The 25649-nt window shown below is 61.5% G+C and carries 24 protein-coding genes; 11 read left to right on the top strand and 13 right to left on the bottom strand.

Annotated features, from left to right (window positions below):
• Positions 1 to 2: 2 nt before the first annotated feature.
• A complete protein-coding gene (locus DZG07_RS16595; protein WP_119818785.1) occupies positions 3 to 248 on the bottom strand; it encodes a zinc-finger domain-containing protein in 246 nt (81 codons plus the stop codon).
• Positions 249 to 404: 156 nt separating this feature from the next.
• Here DZG07_RS16595 and DZG07_RS16590 point away from each other — a divergent pair, with 156 nt between their 5' ends.
• Both DZG07_RS16590 and ppx read left to right on the top strand, forming a co-directional pair.
• The gene (locus tag DZG07_RS16590) at positions 405 to 2612 is read left to right on the top strand and encodes an RNA degradosome polyphosphate kinase (protein WP_119818782.1); all 2208 of its coding nucleotides are present in this window, start codon (positions 405 to 407) and stop codon (positions 2610 to 2612) included.
• Positions 2612 to 4150 carry an exopolyphosphatase gene (gene ppx / locus DZG07_RS16585; RefSeq protein WP_119818779.1) on the top strand — a complete coding sequence of 513 codons (1539 nt, stop codon included), beginning with the start codon at positions 2612 to 2614 and terminating at the stop codon, positions 4148 to 4150. Before DZG07_RS16590 ends, ppx begins: the two co-directional genes overlap by 1 nt.
• A gap of 37 nt (positions 4151 to 4187) precedes the next feature.
• Here the strand turns inward: ppx and DZG07_RS16580 are convergent, their stop codons facing one another.
• The 4 genes from DZG07_RS16580 to DZG07_RS16565 all read right to left on the bottom strand — a co-directional run bounded on the left by DZG07_RS16580 (position 4188) and on the right by DZG07_RS16565 (position 7559).
• Positions 4188 to 4589, bottom strand: coding sequence for a DoxX family protein (locus DZG07_RS16580; RefSeq protein ID WP_119818776.1), 402 nt, complete (start codon positions 4587 to 4589; stop codon positions 4188 to 4190).
• Between the two features lie 117 nt (positions 4590 to 4706).
• A complete protein-coding gene (locus DZG07_RS16575) occupies positions 4707 to 5129 on the bottom strand; it encodes a DoxX family protein (protein WP_119818773.1) in 423 nt (140 codons plus the stop codon).
• A 105-nt stretch (positions 5130 to 5234) separates the two neighbouring features.
• Positions 5235 to 6632: a class II fumarate hydratase gene (gene fumC, locus DZG07_RS16570; protein ID WP_119818770.1), complete on the bottom strand. Its 1398-nt coding sequence runs from the start codon at positions 6630 to 6632 to the stop codon at positions 5235 to 5237.
• 99 nt (positions 6633 to 6731) lie between these two features.
• A complete protein-coding gene (locus DZG07_RS16565) occupies positions 6732 to 7559 on the bottom strand; it encodes an NIPSNAP family protein (RefSeq protein WP_348626386.1) in 828 nt (275 codons plus the stop codon).
• A 91-nt stretch (positions 7560 to 7650) separates the two neighbouring features.
• On the opposite strand from DZG07_RS16565, the gene DZG07_RS16560 reads away from it, so the two are divergent.
• A complete protein-coding gene (locus DZG07_RS16560; protein ID WP_119821815.1) occupies positions 7651 to 8211 on the top strand; it encodes a TetR/AcrR family transcriptional regulator in 561 nt (186 codons plus the stop codon).
• A 134-nt stretch (positions 8212 to 8345) separates the two neighbouring features.
• On the opposite strand, the gene DZG07_RS16555 is transcribed toward DZG07_RS16560, so the two are convergent.
• The 4 genes from DZG07_RS16555 to DZG07_RS16540 form a co-directional block, all read right to left on the bottom strand.
• Positions 8346 to 8525: a CsbD family protein gene (locus DZG07_RS16555; RefSeq protein ID WP_197716866.1), complete on the bottom strand. Its 180-nt coding sequence runs from the start codon at positions 8523 to 8525 to the stop codon at positions 8346 to 8348.
• 336 nt (positions 8526 to 8861) lie between these two features.
• Positions 8862 to 10514: a chaperonin GroEL gene (gene groL / locus DZG07_RS16550; protein WP_091912087.1), complete on the bottom strand. Its 1653-nt coding sequence runs from the start codon at positions 10512 to 10514 to the stop codon at positions 8862 to 8864.
• A gap of 59 nt (positions 10515 to 10573) precedes the next feature.
• Positions 10574 to 10870, bottom strand: coding sequence for a co-chaperone GroES (gene groES, locus DZG07_RS16545; RefSeq protein WP_056100728.1), 297 nt, complete (start codon positions 10868 to 10870; stop codon positions 10574 to 10576).
• Positions 10871 to 11135: 265 nt separating this feature from the next.
• Complete coding sequence (locus tag DZG07_RS16540; RefSeq protein WP_245429500.1) at positions 11136 to 11897, bottom strand: polysaccharide deacetylase family protein; 762 nt, start codon at positions 11895 to 11897, stop codon at positions 11136 to 11138.
• 179 nt (positions 11898 to 12076) lie between these two features.
• Here DZG07_RS16540 and DZG07_RS16535 point away from each other — a divergent pair, with 179 nt between their 5' ends.
• From DZG07_RS16535 to DZG07_RS16525, 3 genes are all read left to right on the top strand, one after another.
• Positions 12077 to 12547, top strand: coding sequence for a MarR family transcriptional regulator (locus DZG07_RS16535; protein ID WP_091912083.1), 471 nt, complete (start codon positions 12077 to 12079; stop codon positions 12545 to 12547).
• Positions 12544 to 13728, top strand: a complete 1185-nt coding sequence (locus DZG07_RS16530; RefSeq protein ID WP_091912082.1) for an HlyD family secretion protein — start codon at positions 12544 to 12546, stop codon at positions 13726 to 13728. The genes DZG07_RS16535 and DZG07_RS16530 overlap by 4 nt, the downstream gene beginning before the upstream one ends.
• A gap of 84 nt (positions 13729 to 13812) precedes the next feature.
• Complete coding sequence (locus DZG07_RS16525; protein WP_091912081.1) at positions 13813 to 15345, top strand: DHA2 family efflux MFS transporter permease subunit; 1533 nt, start codon at positions 13813 to 13815, stop codon at positions 15343 to 15345.
• Between the two features lie 27 nt (positions 15346 to 15372).
• Here the strand turns inward: DZG07_RS16525 and DZG07_RS16520 are convergent, their stop codons facing one another.
• Both DZG07_RS16520 and DZG07_RS16515 read right to left on the bottom strand, forming a co-directional pair.
• Complete coding sequence (locus DZG07_RS16520; RefSeq protein ID WP_091912079.1) at positions 15373 to 16005, bottom strand: LysE family translocator; 633 nt, start codon at positions 16003 to 16005, stop codon at positions 15373 to 15375.
• A 117-nt stretch (positions 16006 to 16122) separates the two neighbouring features.
• Entirely contained in the window at positions 16123 to 17328 is a 1206-nt protein-coding gene (locus DZG07_RS16515) for an EAL domain-containing protein (protein ID WP_162931641.1), read from the bottom strand.
• Between the two features lie 210 nt (positions 17329 to 17538).
• Here DZG07_RS16515 and DZG07_RS16510 point away from each other — a divergent pair, with 210 nt between their 5' ends.
• Positions 17539 to 18399 carry a TIGR01459 family HAD-type hydrolase gene (locus DZG07_RS16510; RefSeq protein WP_119818764.1) on the top strand — a complete coding sequence of 287 codons (861 nt, stop codon included), beginning with the start codon at positions 17539 to 17541 and terminating at the stop codon, positions 18397 to 18399.
• A gap of 10 nt (positions 18400 to 18409) precedes the next feature.
• Positions 18410 to 19393 carry a bifunctional riboflavin kinase/FAD synthetase gene (locus tag DZG07_RS16505; RefSeq protein ID WP_119818761.1) on the top strand — a complete coding sequence of 328 codons (984 nt, stop codon included), beginning with the start codon at positions 18410 to 18412 and terminating at the stop codon, positions 19391 to 19393.
• A gap of 135 nt (positions 19394 to 19528) precedes the next feature.
• Here the strand turns inward: DZG07_RS16505 and DZG07_RS16500 are convergent, their stop codons facing one another.
• Positions 19529 to 20092: an HdeD family acid-resistance protein gene (locus DZG07_RS16500; RefSeq protein ID WP_119821809.1), complete on the bottom strand. Its 564-nt coding sequence runs from the start codon at positions 20090 to 20092 to the stop codon at positions 19529 to 19531.
• Between the two features lie 193 nt (positions 20093 to 20285).
• Between DZG07_RS16500 and DZG07_RS16495 the strand changes: the two genes are divergently transcribed.
• The 3 genes from DZG07_RS16495 (at position 20286) to DZG07_RS16485 (ending at position 25175) form a co-directional block, all read left to right on the top strand.
• Positions 20286 to 21098, top strand: coding sequence for a MipA/OmpV family protein (locus DZG07_RS16495; RefSeq protein WP_091912073.1), 813 nt, complete (start codon positions 20286 to 20288; stop codon positions 21096 to 21098).
• Positions 21099 to 21332: 234 nt separating this feature from the next.
• Positions 21333 to 24317, top strand: coding sequence for an isoleucine--tRNA ligase (ileS, locus tag DZG07_RS16490; protein ID WP_119818758.1), 2985 nt, complete (start codon positions 21333 to 21335; stop codon positions 24315 to 24317).
• Positions 24318 to 24479: 162 nt separating this feature from the next.
• The gene (locus DZG07_RS16485; RefSeq protein WP_348272894.1) at positions 24480 to 25175 is read left to right on the top strand and encodes a hypothetical protein; all 696 of its coding nucleotides are present in this window, start codon (positions 24480 to 24482) and stop codon (positions 25173 to 25175) included.
• Positions 25176 to 25196: 21 nt separating this feature from the next.
• On the opposite strand, the gene DZG07_RS16480 is transcribed toward DZG07_RS16485, so the two are convergent.
• A complete protein-coding gene (locus DZG07_RS16480) occupies positions 25197 to 25649 on the bottom strand; it encodes a nucleoside deaminase (protein ID WP_119818755.1) in 453 nt (150 codons plus the stop codon).

Genomic DNA, 25649 nt, shown 5'->3' with positions numbered 1-25649 from the left:
CGTCAGGCGGCGCGAACGATGTAGAGGCAGTTTTCCGGACGCGTCTCGCTGGCCTTCAGCGTGCCGTTGAACCGGTACAGCGTCGAGCAATAGGGGCAGACCTTTTCGGAGTCGGCGCCCATGTCGAGAAAGACATGCGGATGGTCGAAGGGCGGGTTTGCGCCCACGCACATGAATTCCTTCACGCCGATTTCAATCACGGCATGACCTGCATCGTTCTGGAAGTGGGGAATGGAACCGCCGGCCATGGCTTTCTCCTGTCGATTACATCTCGCTCTTAGCAAGCGTTTGAAGCATAGCCAACCTCTTTGCAAGCCATGTGAAATCAAACTGTCGCAAAACCCTGTCAGGAGATAAGCTGAGCCGAATAAGCGGCTGTGGTCGCATAAAGGATAAAGAGGGACATGAACGAGCTAAGACCGGTCCAGGCCGAATTCACCACCGTCAGCACCGCCGACGGCGATGCGTCCGCAGGCAATCCGGACCGTTTCGTCAATCGTGAGTTCTCGTGGCTCCAGTTCAACCGCCGCGTTCTTGAAGAATCACAGAACCCGAACCATCCGCTGCTGGAGCGCGTTCGCTTCCTGTCGATATCGGCCGCCAATCTCGACGAATTCTTCATGGTTCGCGTTGCCGGCCTTGCCGGGCAGATACGCGAAAACATCTCCATCAAAAGCCCCGACGGGCGCACGCCCGAGCAGCAGCTCGAACAGCTTCTTGTCGAGGTCGGTCGCCTTCAGGAAGACCAGCAGACAAGCCTTTCCGGCCTGATCGGTTTGCTCAAGAAGGAAGGTATCGAGAGCATCACCGGTGATGCGCTGACCAAGGATGAGAAGACCTGGCTCGAAAACCATTTTCAGGAACAGGTCTTTCCGGTCCTGACGCCGCTATCCATCGACCCGGCGCATCCTTTCCCGTTCATTCCCAATCTGGGTTTCTCGATCGCGCTGCAATTGCGTCACCGCAAGAACGGCGAGGAAATGACGGCGCTGCTGCGCCTGCCGACTGCGCTGAGGCGATACATCGGTCTGCCGGATCGCAAGAACTGCGTGCGCTTTATCCCTATCGAAGAGACGGTGAACATCTTCATCGGCAAGCTTTTCCCCGGCTATGAGGTCAAGGGTTCCGGCACGTTCCGCATCATCCGAGACAGCGATATCGAGGTCGAGGAAGAGGCCGAAGATCTGGTGCGGCTGTTCGAGACGGCGCTGAAGCGCCGGCGTCGCGGTTCGGTGATCCGCATCGAGTTCGACGGTCAGATGCCGGATGAACTGCGGGAATTCGTCGCCACGGAACTTGGCGTTTCTTCCTCGCGCATCAGCGTGCTGACCGGGCCGCTGGCGCTGAACCAGATTTCCGAACTTGTCGCCGTGCCGCGCGACGACCTGAAATTCACGCCCTACAACCCGCGCTTTCCCGAACGTGTCCGCGACCATCGCGGCGATTGCTTCGCCGCCATCCGGGAGAAGGATTTCATCGTCCACCACCCTTACGAATCCTTCGACGTGGTGGTGCAGTTCCTGCGCCAGGCTGCTGCCGATCCCGATGTCGTGGCGATCAAGCAGACGCTCTACCGCACCTCGAACGACAGCCCGATCGTGCGCGCGCTGGTCGATGCGGCGGAGGCCGGCAAGTCGGTCACGGCGCTGGTCGAGTTGAAGGCGCGCTTCGACGAGGAGGCCAATATCCGCTGGGCGCGCGATCTGGAGCGTGCCGGCGTGCAGGTCGTATTCGGCTTCATCGAGCTGAAAACGCACGCCAAGATGTCGCTGGTGGTGCGCCGCGAGGACAACCGCCTGCGCAACTATGTCCACCTCGGCACCGGCAATTATCATCCGATCACCGCCCGCATCTACACCGATCTGTCCTTCTTCACGACCGATTCGCACATCGCCCATGATGTCGCGCAGCTCTTCAACTTCATCACCGGCTATGCCGAGCCGGCCGACGAGATGCATCTGGCGATGTCGCCGCTGACGCTGCGGAGCCGGATTCTGAAACACATTTCCGATGAGGTTTCTCACGCCCTGGAAGGCCGGCCGGCGCAGATCTGGCTGAAGATGAATTCGCTGGTCGATCCGATGATCATCGATGCGCTCTACGACGCCAGCAGGGCGGGTGTGGAGATCGACCTGGTCGTGCGCGGCATATGCTGCCTCAGGCCGCAGGTTCCGGGACTTTCTGAAAACATCCGGGTGAAATCGATCATCGGCCGCTTCCTCGAGCACAGCCGGATTTATTGCTTCGGCAACGGCCATGGCCTGCCTTCGGACGACGCCATCGTCTACATCAGTTCGGCCGACCTGATGCCCCGAAACCTCGACCGCCGCGTCGAAACCATGGTTCCGATCACCAATCCAACTGTGCATGAACAGGTGCTTGGCCAGATCATGCTCGGAAACATCATGGACAACCAGCAAAGTTTCGAAGTATTGGCTGACGGTACCTCGCGGCGCATAGTGCTGGACGAGGGGGAAGAGCCGTTCAACGCGCAGGAATATTTCATGACGAATCCGAGCCTGTCTGGGCGGGGAGATGCACTGAAATCGCATGCGCCCAAGCGCATCGCGCAGTTCAAGCGGCGCAAGAAGTCCAGCGCAACCGGTAGCTGATGATTGCACAATCCCAGGGTCGGCTTCAGGATCGCCGACCGATTTCCATCATCGACATTGGGTCGAACTCGATCCGTCTTGTCGTGTATGAAGGCATATCCCGTTCTCCGACGGTTCTGTTCAACGAAAAGATGTTGGCCGGCCTTGGTCGCGGCATCGTTTCGACGGGCAAGCTCGATCCGGAGGGCGTAACCCGCGCCGTGGAGGAGTTCCGGCGGTTTCGCGCCCTGTCCGATCAGGCAGGCGCGGAGGAACTGCATGTGATCGCGACGGCTGCGGCGCGCGAGGCCGAGAACGGACCGGACTTCATTCACCGGGCGCAGCAGATCCTGGGCACCGAAATAAGGGTGCTTACCGGGCGCGAGGAAGCACATTACTCGGCGTTGGGGGTTATTTCAGGCTTCCATCCCGCAAATGGCATCGCCGGCGACCTTGGCGGTGGCAGCCTGGAACTGGTCGGCGTCGATGGCGAAAAGATCGGCCAGGGCATAACGCTGCCACTCGGTGGCCTGCGTCTGCAGGATATGTCGAAGAATTCGCCGGTAGCTGCAGCGAAGATCGCGCGGGACGAACTTGCGCGTGCCAAGCTGCTGAAAGGCGGGCAGGGCCAGGTTTTCTACGCCGTGGGCGGCACCTGGCGAAACCTCGCCCGCCTCCACATGAACACGATCAACTATCCGCTCAACGTGATGCACCACTACGAGATGGGCATCGAAAGCTCGCTGCCGTTCCTGCGTCAGGTCGCCAAAGGCGACATTGACAAGATGAAGGGCATCGAGGGCATCTCGAAGAACCGTCGCGCGCTGCTGCCCTATGGCGCGGCGGTGCTGCTCGAGATCATCGCGGCGATGAAGCCGTCGAAGATCGTGGTATCGGCGCTCGGCGTGCGTGAAGGTTTCCTCTATTCGTTGCTGTCGCGTAGCGAACAGCGCACGGACCCGCTCATTTCGGCCTCCGAGGAACTGGCGCGGCTGCGCGCACGGTCGGTCATGCATGCCCATGAACTGGTGCAATGGACCGGCCAGTCCTTCGCGGCCTTCGGCATCGACGAGACTGAGGACGAAGTGCGTTATCGCCATGCCGCCTGCCTTCTCGCCGATATCGGCTGGCGAGCGCATCCGGAATATCGGGGCAAGCAGTCGCTGAACATCATTGCGCATGCCTCCTTCATCGGCGTCGACCATCCGGGTCGAGTGTTCCTGGCGCTGGCCAATCTTTACCGGCATGAAGGCATCTTCAACGATGGAGCGGCAGCCGAACTGCTTGCGCTGGTGCCGCCGCGCTACATCGAGCGTGCGAGGCTGCTCGGCGCGATGCTGCGCGTCGTCTATCTGTTCTCGGCCTCCATGCCGGGTGTGATCCCGCAGCTTCGATGGGAAAATCGTGACAATGGCGCGCTGGCGCTGGTCATTCCGAAGTCGCATGCCGGCCTGACCGGCGAACGGCCGGCCGGGCGTCTGGCGCAGCTTGCCCGGCTTACGGGACGCAGGCTGGAACTGATGATCGAGGGCGAGCAGCCCTTCGTTCCGGTGAAGTAAGTTCGTTCCGGTGAAGTAAGGCAGAGCAATCCGCTTTTCAGCCGCGTTTGGCGTCGATCGAAAATGCGCCGGCGCCTGCAGCCGAGAGCGCCAGAAAGCCGCCGGCTATGGCGATATCCTTCATCAGCGCCTGCGAATGCATGAAAGCGAGCGCTGGATCGCCGCCACCCTGGCCGTAATGGCCGATTATGCCGGCAGCCACTGAAAAGGCCGCAAGCAGCAGTGATACCGGGCGGGTCTGGAAGCCGACGAGGATCAGCAGGCCGGCGATGAGTTCGAAAAGCCCGACACCCCAGGCGACGAGGGTGGGCAGGGGGAAGCCAAGCCCGCCGAAATAGCTGGCCGTGCCTGCGATGTTTGTGAGTGCGCCATAGCCGCCCGGGATAAACAGGGCAGCAAGCAGGAGCCGGGCGATTAGCAATACGATATTGGTCGGCATGGGCCTGTCCGCGTCGATTGCCAAGAATGCGCTCAGACGCGAAAAATGTCACCCAATGATGCCGCGAAAGAAAAAGGCCCGGATCGCTCCGGGCCTTTGGCAGTTCAGGAAGCCGGTTTAGCGGCCACGTCCGTCGATCGAGTAAGCGCCGGCACCGATGACGGCGAGGAAAATAAAGCCGCCGACGAGGCCGAGGTTCTTCTGCAGCATCAGCGCGTTGCCGGCCTGCGAGAAGTCGAGATGGGCGACGGCAGTTGCACCCAGCGTGAAGACGGCGAGCAGGATCGCGGCGATACGTGTCTTGAAGCCGACCAGAACGGCGAGGCCGCCGAAGAATTCGACGAGACCGACGACGACGGCAGTCACCGTCGGCATCGGCAGGCCGAGGCTTTCGAAGAAGCCGGCGGTGCCGCCGATCGCAGTCAGCTTGCCGAAGCCGGCGAGGATGAACAGGATGGATATCAGCACACGCCCAACCAGAATGGCGGCCGAGGCGTTAGCAGCAATGCCGGAGTCGGCGGCGGAAGAGTTGGTGGACATGGGAGTCTCCATAAGGGTTTATGGCCCTAAGATAGACGATCCCGGCTGTTCACCAAAGCCTCGAATTTGTCGACACATCGTTCACGATAGGAAAGATTTTGCGCTCTATCCCGGCCGCGTCATGTCTTCCGGCCGCACCAGTCGGTCGAAGTCGGCATCGCTGACATAACCGCCGCCGACCGCTTCTTCGCGCAGCGTGGTGCCGTTCTTGTGCGCGGTCTTGGCGATCTTGGCGGCGTTGTCATAGCCGATCGTCGGGGCAAGTGCCGTCACCAGCATCAGCGAACGGTCGAGTGCCGCCTTGATGTTCTCCTCACGCGCTTCGATGCCGACGACGCAGTTGTCGGTAAACGAGATCGCTGCGTCAGACATCAACTGCACCGACTGGAGGAAGTTGTAGGCCATCAGCGGATTGTAGACGTTGAGCTCGAAATGGCCCTGGCTGCCCGCGAAGGTCAGCGCCGCGTTGTTGCCGAACACCTGCACGCAGACCTGCGTCAGCGCCTCGGACTGGGTCGGATTGACCTTGCCGGGCATGATCGACGAGCCGGGCTCGTTCTCCGGCAGCGACAGTTCGCCGAGGCCAGAGCGCGGGCCCGAACCGAGGAAGCGGATGTCGTTGGCGATCTTGAACAGGGCCGCAGCCGCCGAATTGATGGCGCCGTGCGAGAACACCATCGAGTCATGGGCTGCCAGCGCCTCGAATTTGTTGGGAGCGGTGACGAAGTCGATGCCGGTGATCGCGGCGATGCGCTCGGCAACCTTTTCGGCAAAGCCGACCGGCGCGTTGAGCCCGGTGCCGACGGCAGTGCCGCCCTGGGCCAGTTCGCACAGGCCTGGCAGGGTCAATTCGATGCGCTTGATCGAGGAGGCGATCTGCGCGGCATAGCCGCCGAACTCCTGGCCGAGCGTCAGCGGGGTTGCATCCTGCGTGTGGGTGCGGCCGATCTTGATGATGTGGTCGAATTCCTTCGCCTTGGCGTCGAGTGCGGCATGAAGGTGCTTCAGCGCCGGCAGCAGGTCGTGAACGATGCGCTCAGCGCAGGCGATGTGCATGGCCGTCGGATAGGTGTCGTTCGACGACTGGCTCATATTGACGTGGTCGTTGGGATGGACCGGCTTCTTTGAGCCCATCACGCCGCCCAGCATCTCGATGGCGCGGTTGGAGATCACCTCATTGGCGTTCATGTTCGACTGGGTGCCCGAGCCGGTCTGCCAGACGACGAGCGGGAAGTGATCGTTGAGCTTGCCGTCGATGACTTCCTGCGCTGCCTTGACGATCGTCTCGCCGACCGCGGGGTCGAGGCGCTTCAGATCCATATTGGCTTCGGCGGCTGCCCGCTTGACGATGCCGAGCGCACGCACGACGGAAAGCGGCTGCTTTTCCCAGCCGATCTTGAAGTTGCCGAGCGAGCGCTGGGCCTGCGCGCCCCAGTAGCGATCGCTCGCCACTTCGATCGGTCCGAACGTGTCGGTTTCGGTTCTTGTCTTGCCTGCGCTCACGGACCAGTCTCCCGGAAATTTTTCAATGCCGGCAACGGCCTACCGCTTTGCACAATGGGCTTCAAGTGAAGAATGGAGGCAAGGCCAATCCTAATCGGTTCAAAGCAGCGAACGCTCGGTCGGCACGAGGCGAAGCCGTTGTACAGGTCCGGAAAAATGACCCAGAAGCCGGGGCAGCAGGCTATCAGCCCATGATGGGTCTGAATTCAATGCAGCCTCATAAAGAGCATGCGCTTTCGCGCTCTCGAAAATCTGGAAAGCGATGAAGACGTTCTCGCTGCTCCTGACCGGCAGGCGTGGAAAGGTGTTTTCAGCATGCTCCGTGACAAACCCGGCAAGGAGCGGAGCGCCAAGACGAGCGAGGAGAGGGATCGTTTCGCTTTCGAACAGTGCAATGAACTCGGCTTCGGATGCCGGCGTGATGTGGCAGATCGTGGCAGTGATCAATGTTTCCGCTTGCGCCTTTCCAGGCAGATCGCGCACCTTGCCCGAGAGATCGAAGCCGCTGGCCGGCCACGCCGGCTTGAGCAGCAGCACATCGTCGGAATCGATCATGGTGGCGTTAGCTGCATCCTTGTGAGCAGCCCAGACGGGGCCGCCATAAAAGGCCTCGAGCGCCGCCTTGCGAGCGGCCATCTCTTCGAACCCGCGCAACCAGACGAAATGGTCGGGCCGGTCGAGATCGCGGAACTGAGCGATGACCTTCATGCCGGTCGCTTCCTGGGTTTCGACCAGATGCGTGTCGAAAAGGTCGATCAATTCGTCACGCCTGCCCGGATGCAGCATGTATTGCCGCAGTTCGACGACTGGCGAGAATAGTTCGCTGGCGGTTGCGAGCGTTACGCTTGGGTGCTCGGACATCTTTCCCTCTTTAAAACAGACCGGTTGACCTGTTTTAATAACAAACCGGTTGCCCGGTTTTGTCAATCTGGTATTTTGCAGCCGGTTTCCCGTGGCCAGAGAAAGTCGAATGGCAAAAGCTGTACGAACCAGAACCCGCACCAACGACCCCGAAGGCATGCGCCAGAAGGTGCTGGATGTTGCGGAAGAAGCGTTTCAGGCGCGTGGCTACAACGCAACGAGCCTGGGCGACCTGATGCAGGCGGCAGGCGTGTCGGGCGGGGCACTGCATCACCATTTCCCAACCAAGAAGGCGCTCGGGCTGGCCGTGATCAACGAAAGGGTTGCGACGGCGGTTGCGGAAACCTGGATCGGGCCGGTCGAGGCGGCGAACACGGCGCGGGAAGGGGTACGACAGGTTTTTGTCGCAGTGGCGGGGGAACTTGAGCAGCAGGGTTTCGTGCGCGGCTGCCCGCTCAACAATCTTGCGCATGAATTGTCGCTGGCCGATCCGGAATTTCGCGCGGCACTGGCGAAAATTTTCGACGCATGGCAGCAGGCCATCGCCGAAAAGATCAAGCGCGACCAGCAAAGCGGCGTGGAAGACCGGCAAACCAATCCAGAGCGCTTTGCTGCTTTCACTGTTGCTTCTTATTCCGGCGCCATGTCGATGGCCAAGGCGGCGCAGAATGCAGGCGTGTTGAAGCTGTGTATGGAAGGTTTTGAACTGATGCGGTGAGGCACTTGGAGGTACTGTTGTTCAAGCGCGATGACGTCCTCCATTGGCCCGGCATCACTTTACCAAGCGAGCCCCAAACGTGGAAAAGGCGGCGCTGGGCGCCGCCTTTTCCCAAAGGGCGCTCGTGAAGGAGATCAGAGCGCGCCCTTGATCTTTTCCTTGGCGTCGCCGTAGCCCTTCTGGACCTTGCCGGCGACTTTTTCAGCCGTGCCTTCGGCCTGGGTCTTCTTGTTGCCAGTTACCTTGCCGGCGGCTTCCTTGACGGCGCCGCTGGCCTGTTTGGCAACGCCCTTGATCTGATCCTTGTTCACCATGGCCGCATCTCCTGTTTCGGGTTTGTTTGCCCTCCACAACGAGACTGTTCCGGATTGGTTGCGAAAAAATCGAAAAATTACATGAAATCAAAATGATGGCGGAAAACAAAAACGCTCCCCGCATCTCGTTTGAGGATGGGGGAGCGCTTTTTTGTCTTGGCTTTTCCTTGTGGATTTCTCCATTTTGGATAGCTTTCGACACCCGTAAAATGCACGGCCGCAAAGATGGTTCCATCGGTTGCGAATTTTTTTGAATCTTTTTTCCAAAGCAAAAAGGGCGCCCGAGGGCGCCCTTTCCGTAGATGTTGCCTGAGAAACAGGTGCTTTATGGACTTCTTAGAAGTCCATGCCGCCCATGCCGCCCATGCCGCCGCCAGGCATACCGCCCGGCATGCCGCCGGCCGATTCCTTCTTCGGAGCTTCGGCGATCATGGCTTCGGTGGTGACCAGGAGGCCGGCAACCGAGGCAGCGTCCTGCAGAGCCGTGCGAACGACCTTGACCGGATCGACGATACCCATGGCGATCATGTCGCCATATTCGCCGGTCTGGGCGTTGTAGCCGTAGGTCGCGCCCTTGTTGTCGAGGATTTTGCCTGCAACGATCGAAGCTTCAGCACCGGCGTTCGTGGCGATCTGGCGGGCCGGAGCCTGCAGAGCGCGACGGACGATGTTGATGCCAGCCTGCTGATCGGCGTTGACGCCGGTAGCCTTGATGGCGAGCGAAGCACGCAGCAGCGCAACGCCACCGCCAGGAACGATGCCTTCTTCAACGGCTGCACGCGTTGCGTTCAGCGCGTCGTCGACGCGGTCCTTCTTTTCCTTCACTTCCACTTCGGTCGCACCGCCGACGCGGATGACGGCAACGCCGCCTGCCAGCTTGGCGAGACGTTCCTGCAGCTTTTCCTTGTCGTAGTCCGAGGTGGTTTCCTCGATCTGCTGCTTGATCTGGGCAACGCGGCCCTGGATCTCGGCCTTCTTGCCGGCGCCGTCGACGATCGTGGTGTTTTCCTTGGAGATCGACACCTTCTTGGCGCGGCCGAGCATGTTCAGGCCGACGTTTTCGAGCTTGATGCCGAGGTCTTCGGAGATGACCTGGCCGCCCGTGAGGATGGCGATGTCTTCCAGCATGGCCTTGCGGCGATCACCGAAGCCCGGAGCCTTGACGGCAGCGATCTTCAGGCCGCCACGCAGCTTGTTGACGACGAGCGTGGCCAGAGCCTCGCCTTCGACGTCTTCCGAGATGATGACGAGCGGCTTGGAGGTCTGCACGACGGCTTCGAGAACCGGCAGCATGGCCTGGAGGTTGGAGAGCTTCTTCTCGTGGAGAAGGATGTAGGCGTCTTCCAGCTCGGCAACCATCTTGTCCGGGTTGGTGACGAAGTAGGGCGAGAGGTAGCCGCGGTCGAACTGCATGCCTTCGACGACTTCGAGTTCGGTCTCGGCGGTCTTGGCTTCCTCGACGGTGATAACACCCTCGTTGCCGACCTTCTGCATGGCTTCGGCGATCATCGAGCCGATTTCCGTCTCGCCGTTAGCCGAGATGGTGCCGACCTGGGCAACTTCTTCCGAGGTCTTGATCTTCTTCGACGACTTGACGAGGTGGGTGACGACTTCAGCCACGGCCAGATCGATGCCGCGCTTCAGGTCCATCGGGTTCATGCCGGCAGCAACGGCCTTGTGGCCTTCCTGAACGATCGACTGGGCGAGAACGGTCGCGGTCGTGGTGCCGTCGCCGGCAATGTCGTTGGTCTTCGAAGCAACTTCGCGGACCATCTGAGCGCCCATGTTCTCGAACTTGTCTTCAAGTTCGATTTCCTTGGCGACGGTGACGCCGTCCTTGGTGATGCGCGGTGCGCCGAACGACTTGTCGATGACGACGTTGCGGCCCTTGGGGCCGAGCGTGACCTTCACCGCGTCGGCGAGGATGTTGACGCCGCGGAGCATACGCTCGCGGGCATCACGGGAGAATTTTACTTCTTTAGCAGCCATTTTTGTGCTCCTGGGCCTTCAGCCCGTAATTCTGAGTGGATGGTGCGGTTACCGGGAAATCAGCCGATGATGCCCATGATGTCGGATTCCTTCATGATCAGAAGGTCTTCGCCATTGAGCTTCACTTCGGTGCCGGACCACTTGCCGAACAGCACGCGGTCGCCAGCCTTGACGTCCAGCGGAACCAGCTTGCCAGCTTCGTCGCGAGCGCCCGAACCGACGGCGACGATTTCGCCTTCCTGCGGCTTTTCCTTGGCCGTATCGGGGATGATGATCCCGCCGGCGGTCTTTGCTTCGGATTCGACGCGGCGAACGACCACTCGGTCATGCAGCGGCCGGAATTTCGACTTTGCCATTTTGAATATCCTTGGTGCGGATGTTGAAACTAGTCCTCCGTCCGGATCACCGGACCGTAGTTAGCACTCATCTTGGGTGAGTGCTAACGTGCCGGTGAGATAGGCCCGCATGGTTTTGGAGTCAAGGAGTTGGGGAGGGCAGATGCGGCAAAAATTTGCTTTGGTCACCGGTGCGCCGTTGGAACCTCATGCCAATAGACGAGGGTGGTTAAGCAAATGTCGCCATCGTACCCTTCAATCTTCCCTTCGCCGACAGACCGCCGGCTCAATCGTCGTCATAGGTCTTGATGTCGCCGAAGGCATAGCCGCGCTGGCGCAGAAGCCGGATCAGGGTTCGCAAATTGCTGTCGCCCTGAAAGACGTCCTGGAACATCTGGTCGTGCATCAGGAGCACCAGCTTGTTCTTCTTGACCAAGCGGCCATAGCCGAACAGGTGATCTATTTCGCTGACGAGACTGGTGACGCTCTGAACCGGCTTGCCGTCAATATAATGGACCCATTCATGGTCCCAGCCGTAGAGATAGTAGCCATAGGCCGAGACGAATTCGAAGCTCACCATCTCCCGGTCTTCCTCGTCCGAACGGATGGCGACGTCGTTGCGGGAGACTTCAGGCAGGCGAAAAACGTCGCGGCCGGGCAGGCGGGCATAGATCGGCGGACCTTTCAGGCCCAGCACCTTGTCGGCGCGCGCCAGATCTTCGAGCACCTGGTCGGTGTTCGAATAGAAATGCCGGTAGTGGTTGTTGGCGTGGCTGTAGCTGTGGTTGCCGACCGTCACCAACGGCAGTGATTTTGCCTTGGCGACCAGCGCGCCGCGCTCTGGGGTGAGTTCGGCATGGGAGCCGACCATGAAAAGTGTGGCGGGGACGGCTTCGTCCGCGAGCACTTTGAGGATCGTTTCCGTGCCGGGCAGGGGGCCGTCGTCAAAGGTCAGATAGATGGTGCGCTGGGCAGCCATGGCCGAAGCGACGGTGAAGAGCAGCCCGGCGGCCATGCACATTAGCGTGAGCGCCAGCGCTTTCCTCATGACATCCCCTCCAAATGCCGAATTTCGATGGCAGCGTAGGGTTGAACTGGATCGAGTCAAGCCAGGGCGGCCGCATGTTGACAGCACTCTGTCAGGATCATTGTGCACTGCATCACAAATTTGCGAGCACTGTGGTTTGGTATCTTGAATCATGAGCATGCTCATAATATATCCCGCTCATGATTTTGGACGGCACAGAAAAACTCGGCTTCCTCATCCATGATGCAGCACGGCTTATGCGCAAGCGTTTCGAAACGCTCGGCAGAGGCCTTGGGCTCTCGGCGGCGCAATGGCGCCTGCTGGTAAGGGTGGTGAAAAGCGAGGGAATTGCCCAGGCACGCCTGGCTGAACTGCTCGAAATCGAGCCGATCAGCGTTTCGCGTCTGCTCGACCGCATGGAAGAGAGTGGCTGGATTGAACGCCGCCCGGACGCAGCAGACCGGCGCGTCCGCATGATCTTCCCGACCGAAAAGAGCCGGGAGGCTTTCGGGGCGGTCAAAGGAGTTGCCGGTGAAGTTTTCGAGCAGGCCCTCGAGGGCCTCTCGCAGGAAGAGCGCCAGACCTTGGTTCACGGCCTGACGACGGTTGTAAGTAATCTCTCGGACGACGAAGGGTCGTGCGAGACTATGCCAAAGGGTGCAGCAGCATGAACGCCGTGTCTAAAGTTAAAGACAAAGAAGAAGTGACGGAGATCGAGGCCGAAAAGCTCACCCCGCCCGTAACCATTCCCCAGACGCTGAACGTCGAGCCGGTGCCTGCGCCGGCTCGCAAGAAGCGCCGTTTCGGCCGCCTGTTCCTTATGGCGGCCCTGCCGCTGGTGCTCGTCGTCGGCGGTGGCTACGTCTGGGTCACCGGTGGCCGTTATCAGGAAACTGAGAACGCCAATCTGCGCCAGGCCAAGGTGACGATCGCCTCGGAAATTGCCGGCCGCATCGTCGGGGTCGACGTTTCCGACAACCAGCTGGTCAAGGCAGGCGACACTCTGTTCGTGGTCGATCCGGAGCCTTACAGGATAAAGCTCGCGCAGGCCGACGCAGCCCTTGCTGCCGCCCGCCTCGATGTCGAGCGGCTTCGCGCCTCCTACAGCCAGGCCCTGTCGCAGGAGCGTGTGACGGCAAACGATATCGTCTTTCTGCAGTCGCAGTTCGACCGCGCTGCCGATCTCTCCAAGAAGGGCATCAACGCCAAATCTTCGCTGGACGAGGCGCGCCGCGACCTGACCAAGGCGCAGGACGAGCATGCGGCTGCCGTTCAGGGCATTGCCAGTGCGCGTGCGGCGCTTGGCGGTGATCCGGATATCCAGACCGACAAGCATCCGACCGTGCTTTCAGCAATCGCTGCCCGCGATCAGGCTGCCTATTCGCTGGCCCAGACCACGGTTCGCGCCCCGGCGGACGGCATCGTTGCGCAGGCTTCGTCCTTCAAGCTCGGCCAGTTCGTCGGCGCCGGTACGGCGCTGTTCAGCCTGGTCGAGACGGGTGACACCTGGGTAGACGCCAATTTCAAGGAAACGCAGCTGACCAACATGAAGCCGGGCCAGGAAGCCGACATCACGCTCGACACCTATCCGGGCCGTCCGCTGAAGGCGACCGTGCAGGCGATCGGCGCGGGCACCGGTGCCGAGTTCTCGCTGCTGCCCGCCCAGAATGCCACCGGCAACTGGGTCAAGGTCACGCAGCGCATTCCCGTCCGGCTGAAGGTCAACACCGATGGCCTCGACGTCGCGCTGCGCACCGGCATGAGCGCCTCGGTTTCGGTCGACACCGGCGTCAGCCGCGGCTTTGCCGGCCTGTTGCCGACCGCGCACGCGGCCGACGGCAAGGCACAGTAAATATCACGGCGGGAAATCCGCCGGCCTAACCACATTCTCCGCGTCCGCTCTCCGGCGGACGCGTGACATTCAGGTCCACGTCCAATGAGTGCGACATCCCACACCGAAGTCCCGCATCGCGGGCTGATTACGGTGTCGATCATGCTGGCCACGGTGATGCAGGTGCTCGACACCACCATCGCCAACGTCGCGTTGCCGTCAATGACCGGCGATCTCGGCGCTTCGGCCGACACGATCAACTGGGTTCTCACGTCCTATATCGTCGCCGCCGCCATCATGACGCCGGTGACCGGCTGGGTCGCGGATCGCGTCGGCCGCAAGGAACTGTTCCTCGCATCGGTTGTCGGCTTCACCATTTCGTCCATGCTCTGCGGCATCGCCTGGAGTCTGGAAAGCATGGTGCTGTTCCGCCTGATGCAGGGCGTTTTCGGCGCGGCCATCGTGCCGTTGTCGCAAACCTTTCTGCTCGACATCAACCCGAAGGAACGCCACGGCCAGGCCATGGCACTCTGGGGCGCCGGCATCATGGTTGGCCCGATCATCGGCCCGACGCTCGGCGGCTGGCTTACCGACAGCTTCAACTGGCGTTGGGTGTTCTTCATCAACCTGCCGGTCGGCATCATCGCTTTTCTCGGTTCGGCCGCCTATCTGCCGTCCATCGCCAAGCGCCTGCGCGGCTTTGATTTCTTCGGCTTCGCCATGCTTTCGCTCGGCGTCGGTGCGCTCCAGCTCATGCTCGACCGCGGCGCCGAGGTCGACTGGTTCTCTTCCATCGAGATCTGGATCGAGCTCGGACTGTCGCTCGTCGGCTTCTGGGTGTTCATCATTCACCTGACGACCGGCAGGGATACCTTCATCGATCCCAAGATATTCGCCGACCGCAACTTCGCGATCGGCCTGGTCTTCATCTTTTTCGTTGGTGTCATCCTGCTGGCCTCGATGGCGCTGCTGCCGCCCATGCTGTCCAACATCTTCGGCTATCCGACGGTGACGACGGGGCTTGTGATGGCGCCGCGCGGTGTCGGCACGATGATCTCGATGATTCTCGTCGGCCGTCTGGTGCGGCTGGTCGATGCCCGGATTCTGGTCGTCGCCGGGCTGCTGCTGGTTGCGCAGTCGCTTTACACCATGTCCGGCTTCACGCCGCAGATGGACAATTACCTGATTATCGAATCCGGTGTCATCCAGGGCCTCGGCCTCGGGCTGGTGTTCGTGCCGCTGTCGACGGTGGCCTTCGCAACGCTCGCTCCCGGCTTCCGCACTGACGCGACGGCCTTGTTCAGCCTCGTCCGCAACCTCGGTTCTTCGATCGGCATTTCAGCGGTGTCCGTTATTCTGACCCGCAACATTCAGGTCAACCACGCCGAGCTTTCGGCCAACATCACGCCGTTCAACCAGACGCTGAAGGCTCTGTCGCCTGCTGCCGCCGCCGGCGATCCCACCGCGTTGTCCCAGATCGACAACATCGTCAACCAGCAGGCGGCGATGATCTCCTATGTCAACGACTTCAAGCTGATGATGATCGTTTCGCTCTGCGCCATCCCGCTGGCATTTCTGCTGCGCAAGCCAAAGGTAGCGCCGGCAGGTGGAGCTCCCGCCGCCGCCCACATGGACTGAGAGACCGTTTGATAATGGGGCGCAGTGTTATCGCTGCGCTTCGGTCGCCATCTTGAGCGCCAGCGCGGCGAGCACGGTGCCCATCATCCAGCGCTGAATGACAACCCACACAGGGCGTCCGGCCAGGAAGGTCGCGATCGAACCAGCCATGATCGCGATGATGGAGTTGATGGTCACGCTGATGCTTATCTGCACGGAACCCAGCACCAAAAGCTGCGTGAAGACGCTGCCGGCCTTCGGATCGATGAACTGCGGCAGCAGCGACAGATAGAGAACTGCCACCTTCGGGTTGAGCAGGTTGGTCATCAACCCCATCATGAACAGCTTGCGCGGACTGTCCTTGGGCAGTTCGCGCACCTGGAAAGGCGAGCGCCCGCCGGGTTTGAGAGCCTGCCACGCCAGCCACAGCAGATAGAGCGCGCCGGCAAAGCGCAGCGCGTCATAGGCATAGGGCACGGCGAGCACCAAGGCCGTGATGCCGAAGGCAGCGCAGAGAATGTAGAAGACGAAACCGAGCGCCACGCCGCCAAGTGAGATCAATCCCGCAACTGGCCCTTGGCTTAGCGAACGCGAGATCAGGTAGATCATGTTCGGGCCTGGCGTCAGCACCATGCCGAGCGCGAGGAGGGCAAAGGTCGCGATATTGGAAAATTCGGGCATGGCTGGCCTCGCTGCAACAAAGCATGCTCGCTTCTGCGAGCAATGCAGGCTCTAGGCCTCCCGAAGCCGTGCGGCAAGGTCCTCCCCGGCGAAGGGATTACGCCAGTATCTCAGACGTCAAAGATGAGCGGAGCGGGTCACGTTCGGTGCCGTTCCGCCCTTGATGCGGCGCGGACCCGAAAAGCGCGGGCCGGTCATCAGCACGATGCCGAGATCGATGAGGCCGACGGCATCGTCATCGAGCGCCACTTCCGTCGCGATGACGGAAATGCCGGTCGCGCCGGCCTGCTCGCGAAGTGCCTCGATCTTCTGAAAATTCACCGGGTCGAGCAGTTCGCTGGCCGAAAGCTTGATGAAAGCGATCTTGCCTCGGGCACTCTGTTCGAGGCTTTCGGCATTTCCCGACCAACCCTCGACGGCAATTCGAACGCCGCTCTGCGCCAGCAGCCCAAGCGCTTGCGCATGATTGTTGTCTCCCTCCACCACCGTGGCAGGGATCGACAGAACGATTGAGCGCACATCGTTGGCGTGCTGCGAAAACAGGGTCAGCACCGTGGCCAGTTCCGCGCTGTCTTCAAGCAACGCTTCCGAAATCGCCACATGCAGGGGGGTAGCTTCGCTGGCCTCGCCAAGATGGCGTATCGCGGTCTGGACGGAAGATGCAACCAGCAGGCGCTCGAAGGCGGCCATCGGCAAGCCGGAGGAGGGATTTTCCGGACGGCGCAGTTCGAGCTGCCGATCGCCGCGCTGAGGCAAATGGGCGAACACGTCGAAGCCGGCAGCTTCGCCGCGCGCGATCGAGATGATGGGCTGCAGGCTGAGTTCGATCCTGCCCGCGCTCAAGGCATCACGGATCGCAGCCGCTGCATCGTCCATGGCCTCGGCCGGCTTGTCGTCCTGAGCCGAGCGCAGCAGGGCAGGGTGCGTGATGATGGTGGCGCTTGGCGCGACCGGTTCGACGGGCGCCGGTTGACTGATCGGCTCGATCCGCGCGGCTGCCGGCACGGCTTCGATCTTGCGCGAAACACTGGCAACTCGTTTGGTATTGCTCGCCAAGCCGGGCTTCTCGCGCGAGGACAGTTCACGGATCGCAGCGTCGACCGACAAAGCGAGCCGGGTGATCTCGGTGGAGGCGCTGGCGGAGCGACGATAGGCGAGCAGGCCGAAGATCGCGCCACAAAGCGCCAGCACCAATGCCGTGGCGGCCGTCATCAGAACCACCTGGGCTTCCGGCATGCCGCCGGCGACCAGACCGCTCAAGAGAAAATAAAAGCCCCCGCAGACGACCGCGGCGGCAACGAGGAACGACAAACCACGCTGCATCACAAAACCCTTTCGGAAAACCCGCCTTCGCGGCTCTCCCGTACGCAAACACATCCGACCCCGCGTCCTGATGCAGCGACCATTTTCTCACGATGCGGGCATTCTGTTAAGCGAAAGCTGGTGACACGGTGAAGAGGTTCGGTTAATTCCCATGCGCCCGGATCATTCATCCATGGCAACTCCACGACAGCGGATAGTGAAGGAAAAACCATGACGGGTTCGCCCGAAACGATCGGATCGCTGGACGCCGTCACCGGCCGCTATGGCGTGATCCTGTGCGATGTCTGGGGCGTGCTTCACAATGGTGAGGATGCCTTTCCGGAAGCCGCTGCCGCGCTAACGCGAGCGCGCGAAAAGGGCCTGGCGGTGGTGCTGATCACCAATTCGCCGCGCCCTCACGATGGCGTCGAGGAGCAACTTGCTGCGATCGGCGTACCGCAAAGCGCCTGGGACCGGGTCGTTACCTCAGGTGACGTGACGCGCGACCTGATCCGCGAAGCACCGCGTAAGCTCTTCCATCTCGGCGCAGATCGCGACATGCCGATCTATGACGACATCGATTGCGAGCTGGTCGAGGAATTCGAGGCGGATGCCGTGGTCTGCACGGGCCTGTTCGACGATGAAGTCGAGACGCCGGAAGATTATGCCGACATGCTGCGGCGCTTCCGTTCACGCAACCTGCCGTTCATCTGTGCCAATCCCGATATCGTTGTGGAACGTGGCGAACGTCTGATCTGGTGCGCCGGCGCGCTGGCGCGTGATTATTCGCAGCTTGGCGGCCGCACGCTGATCTCCGGCAAGCCGCACAAGCCGATCTATGACGTGGCCCTGAAGGCTGCCGCCGAGGTGCTCGGCCGCGATGTTACCCGCGAGGAGACACTCGGCATCGGCGATGGCATGCTGACCGACATCAAGGGTGCTGCCGACAACGGCCTCGATGTGCTCTATGTTTCCGGCGGCATCCACGCCCGCGACTATGGCGACCCGCTTAATCCAGATCTGGAGCGCCTGTCGGCCTTTCTCGAAAAGCACGGGCATCGCCCGGTGGCGGTGATCCCCCGGCTCCGGTAGATAGACGACCATGACGCAATCGTTTCAGCGCATAAACGGCACCGAAATGCTGCCCGAACGGCTGCGCGGCGGTGTGGTGGCGATCGGTAATTTTGACGGCGTACATCGCGGCCATCAGGCCGTGCTTGAGCGCGCGCTGGACGAGGCGCGCCGCCGGGGCGTGCCCGCGCTGGTGCTGACCTTCGAGCCGCATCCGCGCACGGTGTTCCAGCCAAACACGCCGCTTTTCATCCTGACGCCCGCGCCGATGAAGGCACGGCTTCTGGCCGAACTAGGCTTCGCGGCAGTCGTGGAACAGTGTTTTGACCGCGATTTCGCCGAACTCAGCGCCGAAGAGTTCGTGACGCAGATACTCGAAACCAATCTCGGCATCAGCCATGTCGTGACCGGCTTCGACTTCCATTTCGGCAAAAGCAGGCGCGGCGGCCCGGCCTTCCTGATGGAGGCCGGCGAGCGCCATGGCTTTGGCGTCACGCTGGTCGATGCCTTTCGCGACGAGGGCACCGAGATCGTGTCCTCCAGCCGCATTCGCGAGCTCCTGTCGGAAGGCGAGCCGGCGGAAGCAGCGGGCCTGCTCGGCTACCGCTATACCGTCGAGGCCGAGGTGACGCATGGCAAACAGCTTGGCCGCACGCTCGGTTTCCCGACCGCCAATATGGCGCTGCCGGAAAGCACGATGCTGAAACACGGCATCTACGCGGTCCGCTTTCGCCGCGCCGACGGCTCGTTGCATGACGGCGTTGCCAGCTTCGGCCGCCGCCCGACCGTGGACGACAATGGCGCGCCGCTGCTCGAAACCTTCCTGTTCGACTATTCCGGCGATCTCTACTGGCAGAACTGCCGGGTCTCACTGTTCGGCTATCTGCGCGGCGAGGTGAAGTTCGACGGGCTCGACGCGCTGGTCGTCCAGATGAAGCGCGACGAGGAAGAAGCGCGCGCGCTTCTTGCCGGCATCCGGCCGCTGTCCGAACTGGACAGCGCGATAGCGTTTTAAAGCACGCCGACTGTCATCCCGGAAGCCGGGAGCGTAGCGAAGGCTATACGGGACCCATTCCGTGACGTTGAAATTCCGGAATGGGTCCCGGCTCTTTCCCTCGCTTCGCTCGGCCGGCCGGGATGACGAAGAAAACTATTTCCTCAGCGCCAAGCCAAACGCGATAAAAGTCCAGCCCTGAAAGATCAGGTCGATCGCCAGGAACATGCCGAGCACCCAAAGGCTGTTCACCGGCCAGCCGAGCGCGATGATGAGGCCGGCGAGTGCCGTGACCACACCAGCCGCGACGAGCCAGCCCCAGCCGGCGGCAGGTCTGCTCTTGAAGCCCAGCCATAGCCGCAGGATGCCGGAGGCAACGAGGCTGACGGCAAGCAGGAAGGTCAACACGGCAGACGCCAGCAGCGGATTGTAGAAGGCGAGGAAGCCGGCGATCGCATAAAGCAGGCCGCTGCCCAGCCACCAGAAGAAATTGCTCCAGCTTTTGACGCCAAAGGCATGCGCGATCTCGATGACGCCGGCCATCAGCATCAGCGAGCCGACGACATAGACCGAAGCCACGGTGGCGATGAAAAGATTGCCGAAGGCGATGCCGCCGAAGATCAGAAGCAGGACCCCGAGCGCGACGAACCATCCCCATTTGGACCGCGCATCGCCGATGGCGTCTTTCAGAACTTCCGGCATTTCAGAAGGTAAGGTCATCGCCGTCATCTCCATGCTTGGATAAACGTTGCCACAATCCCGCCATGATTAAAGTAGCGCCACCCGCACGAGTCGTCCAGCGGGAGCGCGTGGCGCCGGTTGAGGCAACCTTACGAAATTAAATCAAATTTTACGCAAAGCCCGCAAAAGCTTGTGGCAACGATTGGTTGTGTGTGCGTGCGTGGGGCTGTTGATGATATCTTTCAATCGGATGTCGGTTGGTTGTTCGGTTGCCCTCTTGTTGGGGCTCTCGCAGAGCGCTGCAGCCGAAGGCGGTTTCTTCGACTGGGTTCACGGCGACTGGTACCTGACCGTCGGCGCATCGGGCATCGTGGCACCGCGTTTCGAAGGCTCGAGCAGCCGCATATTCACCGCCTCGCCGATCATCTCGCTCGGCAAGGCCGGCGCTCCTGCCCGGTTCGTCTCGCGCAACGACAACATCTCGATGTCATTGCTCGATGATGGTCCCGTGCGCGCGGGTCTGACCGGAAAGTTCCTGTTTGCGCGCGACAACGACATAAATGACCTCAAAGGCCTTGATCCCGTCCGCTGGGGCGGCGAGGTCGGCGGCTTCTTCGAGATCTATCCGACCGACTGGATGCGCATGCGCGGCGAGGTACGCCACGGCATCAGGGCGCACAATGGTATCGTCGCCGACATTTCCGCCGACGCCTTCTACGACGTCACGCCGACGATACGCGTTTCCGGCGGGCCGCGGGCATCCTTTGCCACAGCCAAATATTTCGACGCCTATTACGGCGTCTCGGCCTCCGAATCCGCAGCGTCCGGCCTGAGCCGATACGATCCCGGTAGCGGGTTGAAGTCTGTTGGCGTCGGCGGCGCGGTGAACTGGAAAGCCACCGACAAGATCACCGCCACCCTGTTCAGCGAATATTCGCGGCTCAAGGGCCCGGCGGCGGATTCCAGCCTGGTGAAGGAGCGTGGCTCGCGCGACCAGCTGATGTTCGGTGTCTCGGCGACGTATCGCTTCGATTTCCAGATGTAGCGTTTGCGCATTTATCCGCTTTATTCTCGCGGCTGCCTCCGCTAAAAGCGCGCCATGAGATGTCTCGCGCCCGTCTTCGCGATTGCTATACGAATTACGGGCCCGGCTTTCCGGGTGGCTTGAGGCTGCCTGAAAGTCCGGGACTTTTTGCCTGCGCGCTTTCCCGCGCATTTTCCATTAAATGACAGTTGAACGCCCGAGGCGCATTTCGCCGGGCAACCCGATGGCAAGACAATGACCGATACGTCCGAGAAACTCGATTACTCCAAAACCCTCTATCTGCCGCAGACGGAATTTCCGATGCGCGCCGGCCTGCCTGAGAAGGAGCCGGTAGCGGTCGCGCGCTGGCAGAAGATGGATCTCTACAAGCGCCTGCGCGAAAGTGCGGCCGGCCGCGAGAAGTTCGTGCTGCATGACGGCCCGCCCTATGCCAACGGCAACATCCATATCGGCCATGCGCTGAACAAGGTGCTGAAGGACGTCATCACCCGCTCGTTCCAGATGCGGGGTTTCGACTCGAACTACGTGCCGGGCTGGGACTGCCACGGCCTGCCGATCGAATGGAAGATCGAGGAAGAGAACTATCGCGCCAAGGGCAAGGCCAAGCCTGACCTGTCCGAACCCAAGGCGATGATCGAGTTCCGCCAGGAATGCCGCGCCTATGCCGAAAAATGGATCAAGGTGCAGGGCGACGAATTCCAGCGGCTCGGCGTCATCGGCGACTTCAAGGATCCCTATTTGACGATGAGCTATCACGCCGAGGCGCGGATAGCCGGCGAGCTGTTGAAGTTCGCGGCGTCCGGCCAACTCTATCGCGGCTCCAAGCCGGTGATGTGGAGCGTGGTCGAGCGCACGGCGCTGGCCGAGGCCGAGGTCGAGTATCAGGATTACGAGAGTGATACGATCTGGGTGAAGTTCCCGGTGGTTCCACAGCACATCGTTCGAGACGGTGCAAAGATTGAAGAGCATGCCGAGCGGACCGCACAAGATCTTTGGAACGCTCACGTCGTCATCTGGACGACCACGCCCTGGACCATCCCTGGCAACCGCGCGGTCAATTTCTCGCCGCGCGTAAGCTATGGCCTTTATGAAGTCGCAGCAGCCGAGAACGATTTTGGCCCGCAGCCAGGCGAGAAGCTGATCTTTGCGGATGCGCTGGCCGAGGACTCCGAAGCCAAGGCCAAGGTCAAGTTGAATCGTCTTCGCAGCGTTTCGGCAGAAGAGCTTGGAAGCCTTACGCTTTCCCATCCCTTTAAGGGCCTCGGCGGTGGCTATGAATTCGCGGTGCCCATGCTCGCCGGCGACCATGTCACCGACGATGCCGGCACCGGTTTCGTGCACACCGCTCCCGGCCATGGCCGCGAGGACTTTGACGCCTGGATGGATGCCGGCAAGAAATTGCGGGCGCGCGGCATCGATCCTGCGATCCCCTTTACCGTCGACGACGCCGGTTATTTCACCAAGGACGCGCCCGGCTTTGGCCCGGATCGCGAGGGCGGGCCTGCGCGCGTCATCGACGACAACGGCAAGAAGGGCGATGCCAACAAGGCCGTCATCGAGGAACTGATCAAGCGCAACGCGCTGTTTGCGCGCGGTCGCCTGAAGCATAGCTATCCGCATTCGTGGCGGTCGAAGAAGCCGATCATCTTCCGCAACACGCCGCAATGGTTCGTCTATATGGACAAGGAACTGGGCGACGGCACGACACTGCGCTCGCGCGCGCTGCAGGCCATCGACGACACCCGCTTCGTGCCCGGCGCCGGCCAGACGCGCCTGCGCTCGATGATCGAAGAGCGCCCGGACTGGGTGCTGTCGCGCCAGCGCGCCTGGGGCGTGCCGATCGCCGTCTTTGCCGATGCCGATGGCACCGTGCTCGTGGACGAGGCCGTCAACCAGCGCATTGTCGACGCCTTCGAGGCGGAAGGGGCCGATGCCTGGTTTGCGGAAGGCGCGCGTGAGCGTTTCCTTGGCTCGCGTGCCAACGAGCCATGGGTGCAGGTCATGGACATCCTTGATGTCTGGTTCGATTCGGGCTCCAGTCACACATTTACGCTGGAAGACCGCCCGGACATGAAATGGCCGGCCGATGTCTATCTCGAAGGTTCGGACCAGCATCGCGGCTGGTTCCACTCGTCGCTGCTGGAAAGCTGCGGCACGCGCGGCCGTGCGCCTTACAACACCGTCGTCACCCATGGCTTCACCATGGATGAGGAGGGCCGCAAGATGTCGAAGTCGCTCGGCAACACGGTGGTGCCGCAGGACGTCATCAAGCAGTCCGGCGCCGATATCCTGCGCCTGTGGGTGGTGACGACCGATTATTGGGAAGACCAGCGCCTCGGCAAGAACGTGCTGCAGACCAATATCGACGCCTATCGCAAGCTGCGCAACACCATCCGCTGGATGCTCGGCACGCTCGCCCATGACGAGGGCGACGTGGTGCCGGTGAAAGAGATGCCGGAACTGGAGCAACTGATGCTGCACCGGCTGGCCGAACTCGATGAACTGGTGCGCGCCGGCTACGACGCCTTCGAGTTCAAGCGCGTCACGCGCGCGCTGATCGATTTCATGGTGGTGGAGCTTTCCGCCTTCTATTTCGACATCCGCAAGGACGCGCTCTATTGTGAGGCGCCTTCCAGCACCAAGCGCAAGGCGGCAGTCCAGGTGGTGCGCCATCTGTTCGACCATCTGGTGACGTGGCTGGCGCCGATGCTGCCCTTCACCACCGAAGAGGCGTGGCTTGAGCGCTATCCGTCATCCGAATCGGTGCATCTCGAACAGTTCCCGGCGGTGCCCGCGGACTGGAAAAACGACGCGCTGGCGGAAAAGTGGAAAAAAATCCGTCAGGTCCGCAGCGTCGTTACCGGTGCGCTCGAGCTTGAGCGGGCCAAGAAGACCATCGGTTCGTCGCTGGAAGCCGTGCCGGTCGTCCACATGAACGATGCTGCGCTCGAGGCGGCATTGTCGGGCATCGACCTGGCCGAAATCAGCATCACCAGCGATCTGGTGGTTTCGCATCAGGGCGCACCCGCAGACGCCTTTGTGCTGCGCGAAGTGCCGGGTGTGGCGGTTGTGGTGGAAAAGGCCGACGACAAGGGCCTGCGCAAATGCGCGCGCTCCTGGCGCTATACCGACGACGTCGGTTCGGACCCGGAGTTCCCGGAAGTGTCTGCCCGCGACGCCAAGGCTCTTCATGAATTGAAAGCTTTAGGCCGTATTTAGGGTACATGTCGGGGAGGGCGCGGCGGCGGTCGTTGCCCTTCCTGACCGCTTGGGTTACAAGCGCGGGGCTCCGGGCGACAAAATCTCGCCGGATTCCCATCGGATGAGGGTTGCGGGAAATATCCGGATTGCGGTCCGATATAGAGCGAGAGGCGGTTTGCAGTGAAATTTTCTGGCCTGACTGAAATGACGCGTGCGCGCTGGATGGTGTTTGCGCCGCTCGTGGCTTCCAGCCTCGCGGTTTCGGGTTGCATGAGCGGCCCCACTTACGGCACCGACAAGACCTCGACCGAGCAGCTCGTCGGCGACGTCACCGGCATCCTTTCCATGGCGCCGAAAAATCGTGGCGACATCGAATACAAGCCGCGGCCCGATCTGGTTAAGCCCAAGCCGGGCGAAAAGCTGAATCTCCCTGCACCGCAGGAAAGCATCGTCAACGCCGATGCCAGCCAGTGGCCGGAATCGCCGGAGCAGAAGCGTGCGCGGCTGCGCGCCGACGCAACGGAAAATCGCGACACCCCCGGCTGGCGTCCGCAGATCCTGGGCGATCTCGGCGCACCGTCGTCGTCGTCGATTTCTCGGCCGGGCGTGACCGAACGCACCATGGATTCGGGCGTCGAGAAGGTTGGCAAGCAGGCGGAACAGCGCACGCTGTTCAACCAGCGTCTTGCCGAAACCAAGCAGGGCAGCCCGACGACGCGCAAGTTCCTGAGCGAACCGCCGCTGGTCTATCGCGAGCCGTCCGCAACCGCGCCTGTGGGCGATGTCGGTGAGGACGAGGTCAAGAAAGAGCGGCGCCTGAAGGCCCAGGCGACAAAGAAGACCGGCAACAGCTGGCGCGACGTTCTGCCCTGGTAAGTGTTGCGCCCTGGCCGATGGTCAGGGTTCGCGGCGGGCCTGAAAGAAATCCTTGAGAATCGTCGAAGCGCTTGTCTCGGCTATGCCGGGATAGACCTCCGGCACATGATGGCAGGTCGGCGAGGTGAAGAAACGCACACCGTTGACCACCGCGCCGCCTTTTTCGTCGCCCGCTCCAAAATAAAGGCGGCGAATGCGGGCAAATGAAATGGCACCTGCGCACATGGCGCAAGGCTCCAGCGTCACGTAAAGATCGAGATCGTTCAGGCGTTCAGCGGAGAGCTTTTGCGAGGCTTCGCGGATCGCCAGCATTTCGGCATGGGCGGTCGGATCGTTGAGTTCGCGGGTGCGATTGCCGGCGCTGGCGACGACCTGGTCGCCTTTGGCCATCACCGCGCCGACCGGCACTTCGCCACGCTTTGCCGCTGCTTCGGCCTCTGCAAGCGCCAGCGCCATGAAATCGGGGCGTTTCAA

The organism is Mesorhizobium sp. DCY119 (assembly GCF_003590645.1).
Classification (GTDB): domain Bacteria; phylum Pseudomonadota; class Alphaproteobacteria; order Rhizobiales; family Rhizobiaceae; genus Mesorhizobium_M.
Note: the sequence above shows the minus strand (reverse complement) of the source record. Positions and strands in the feature narration are given on the sequence as shown.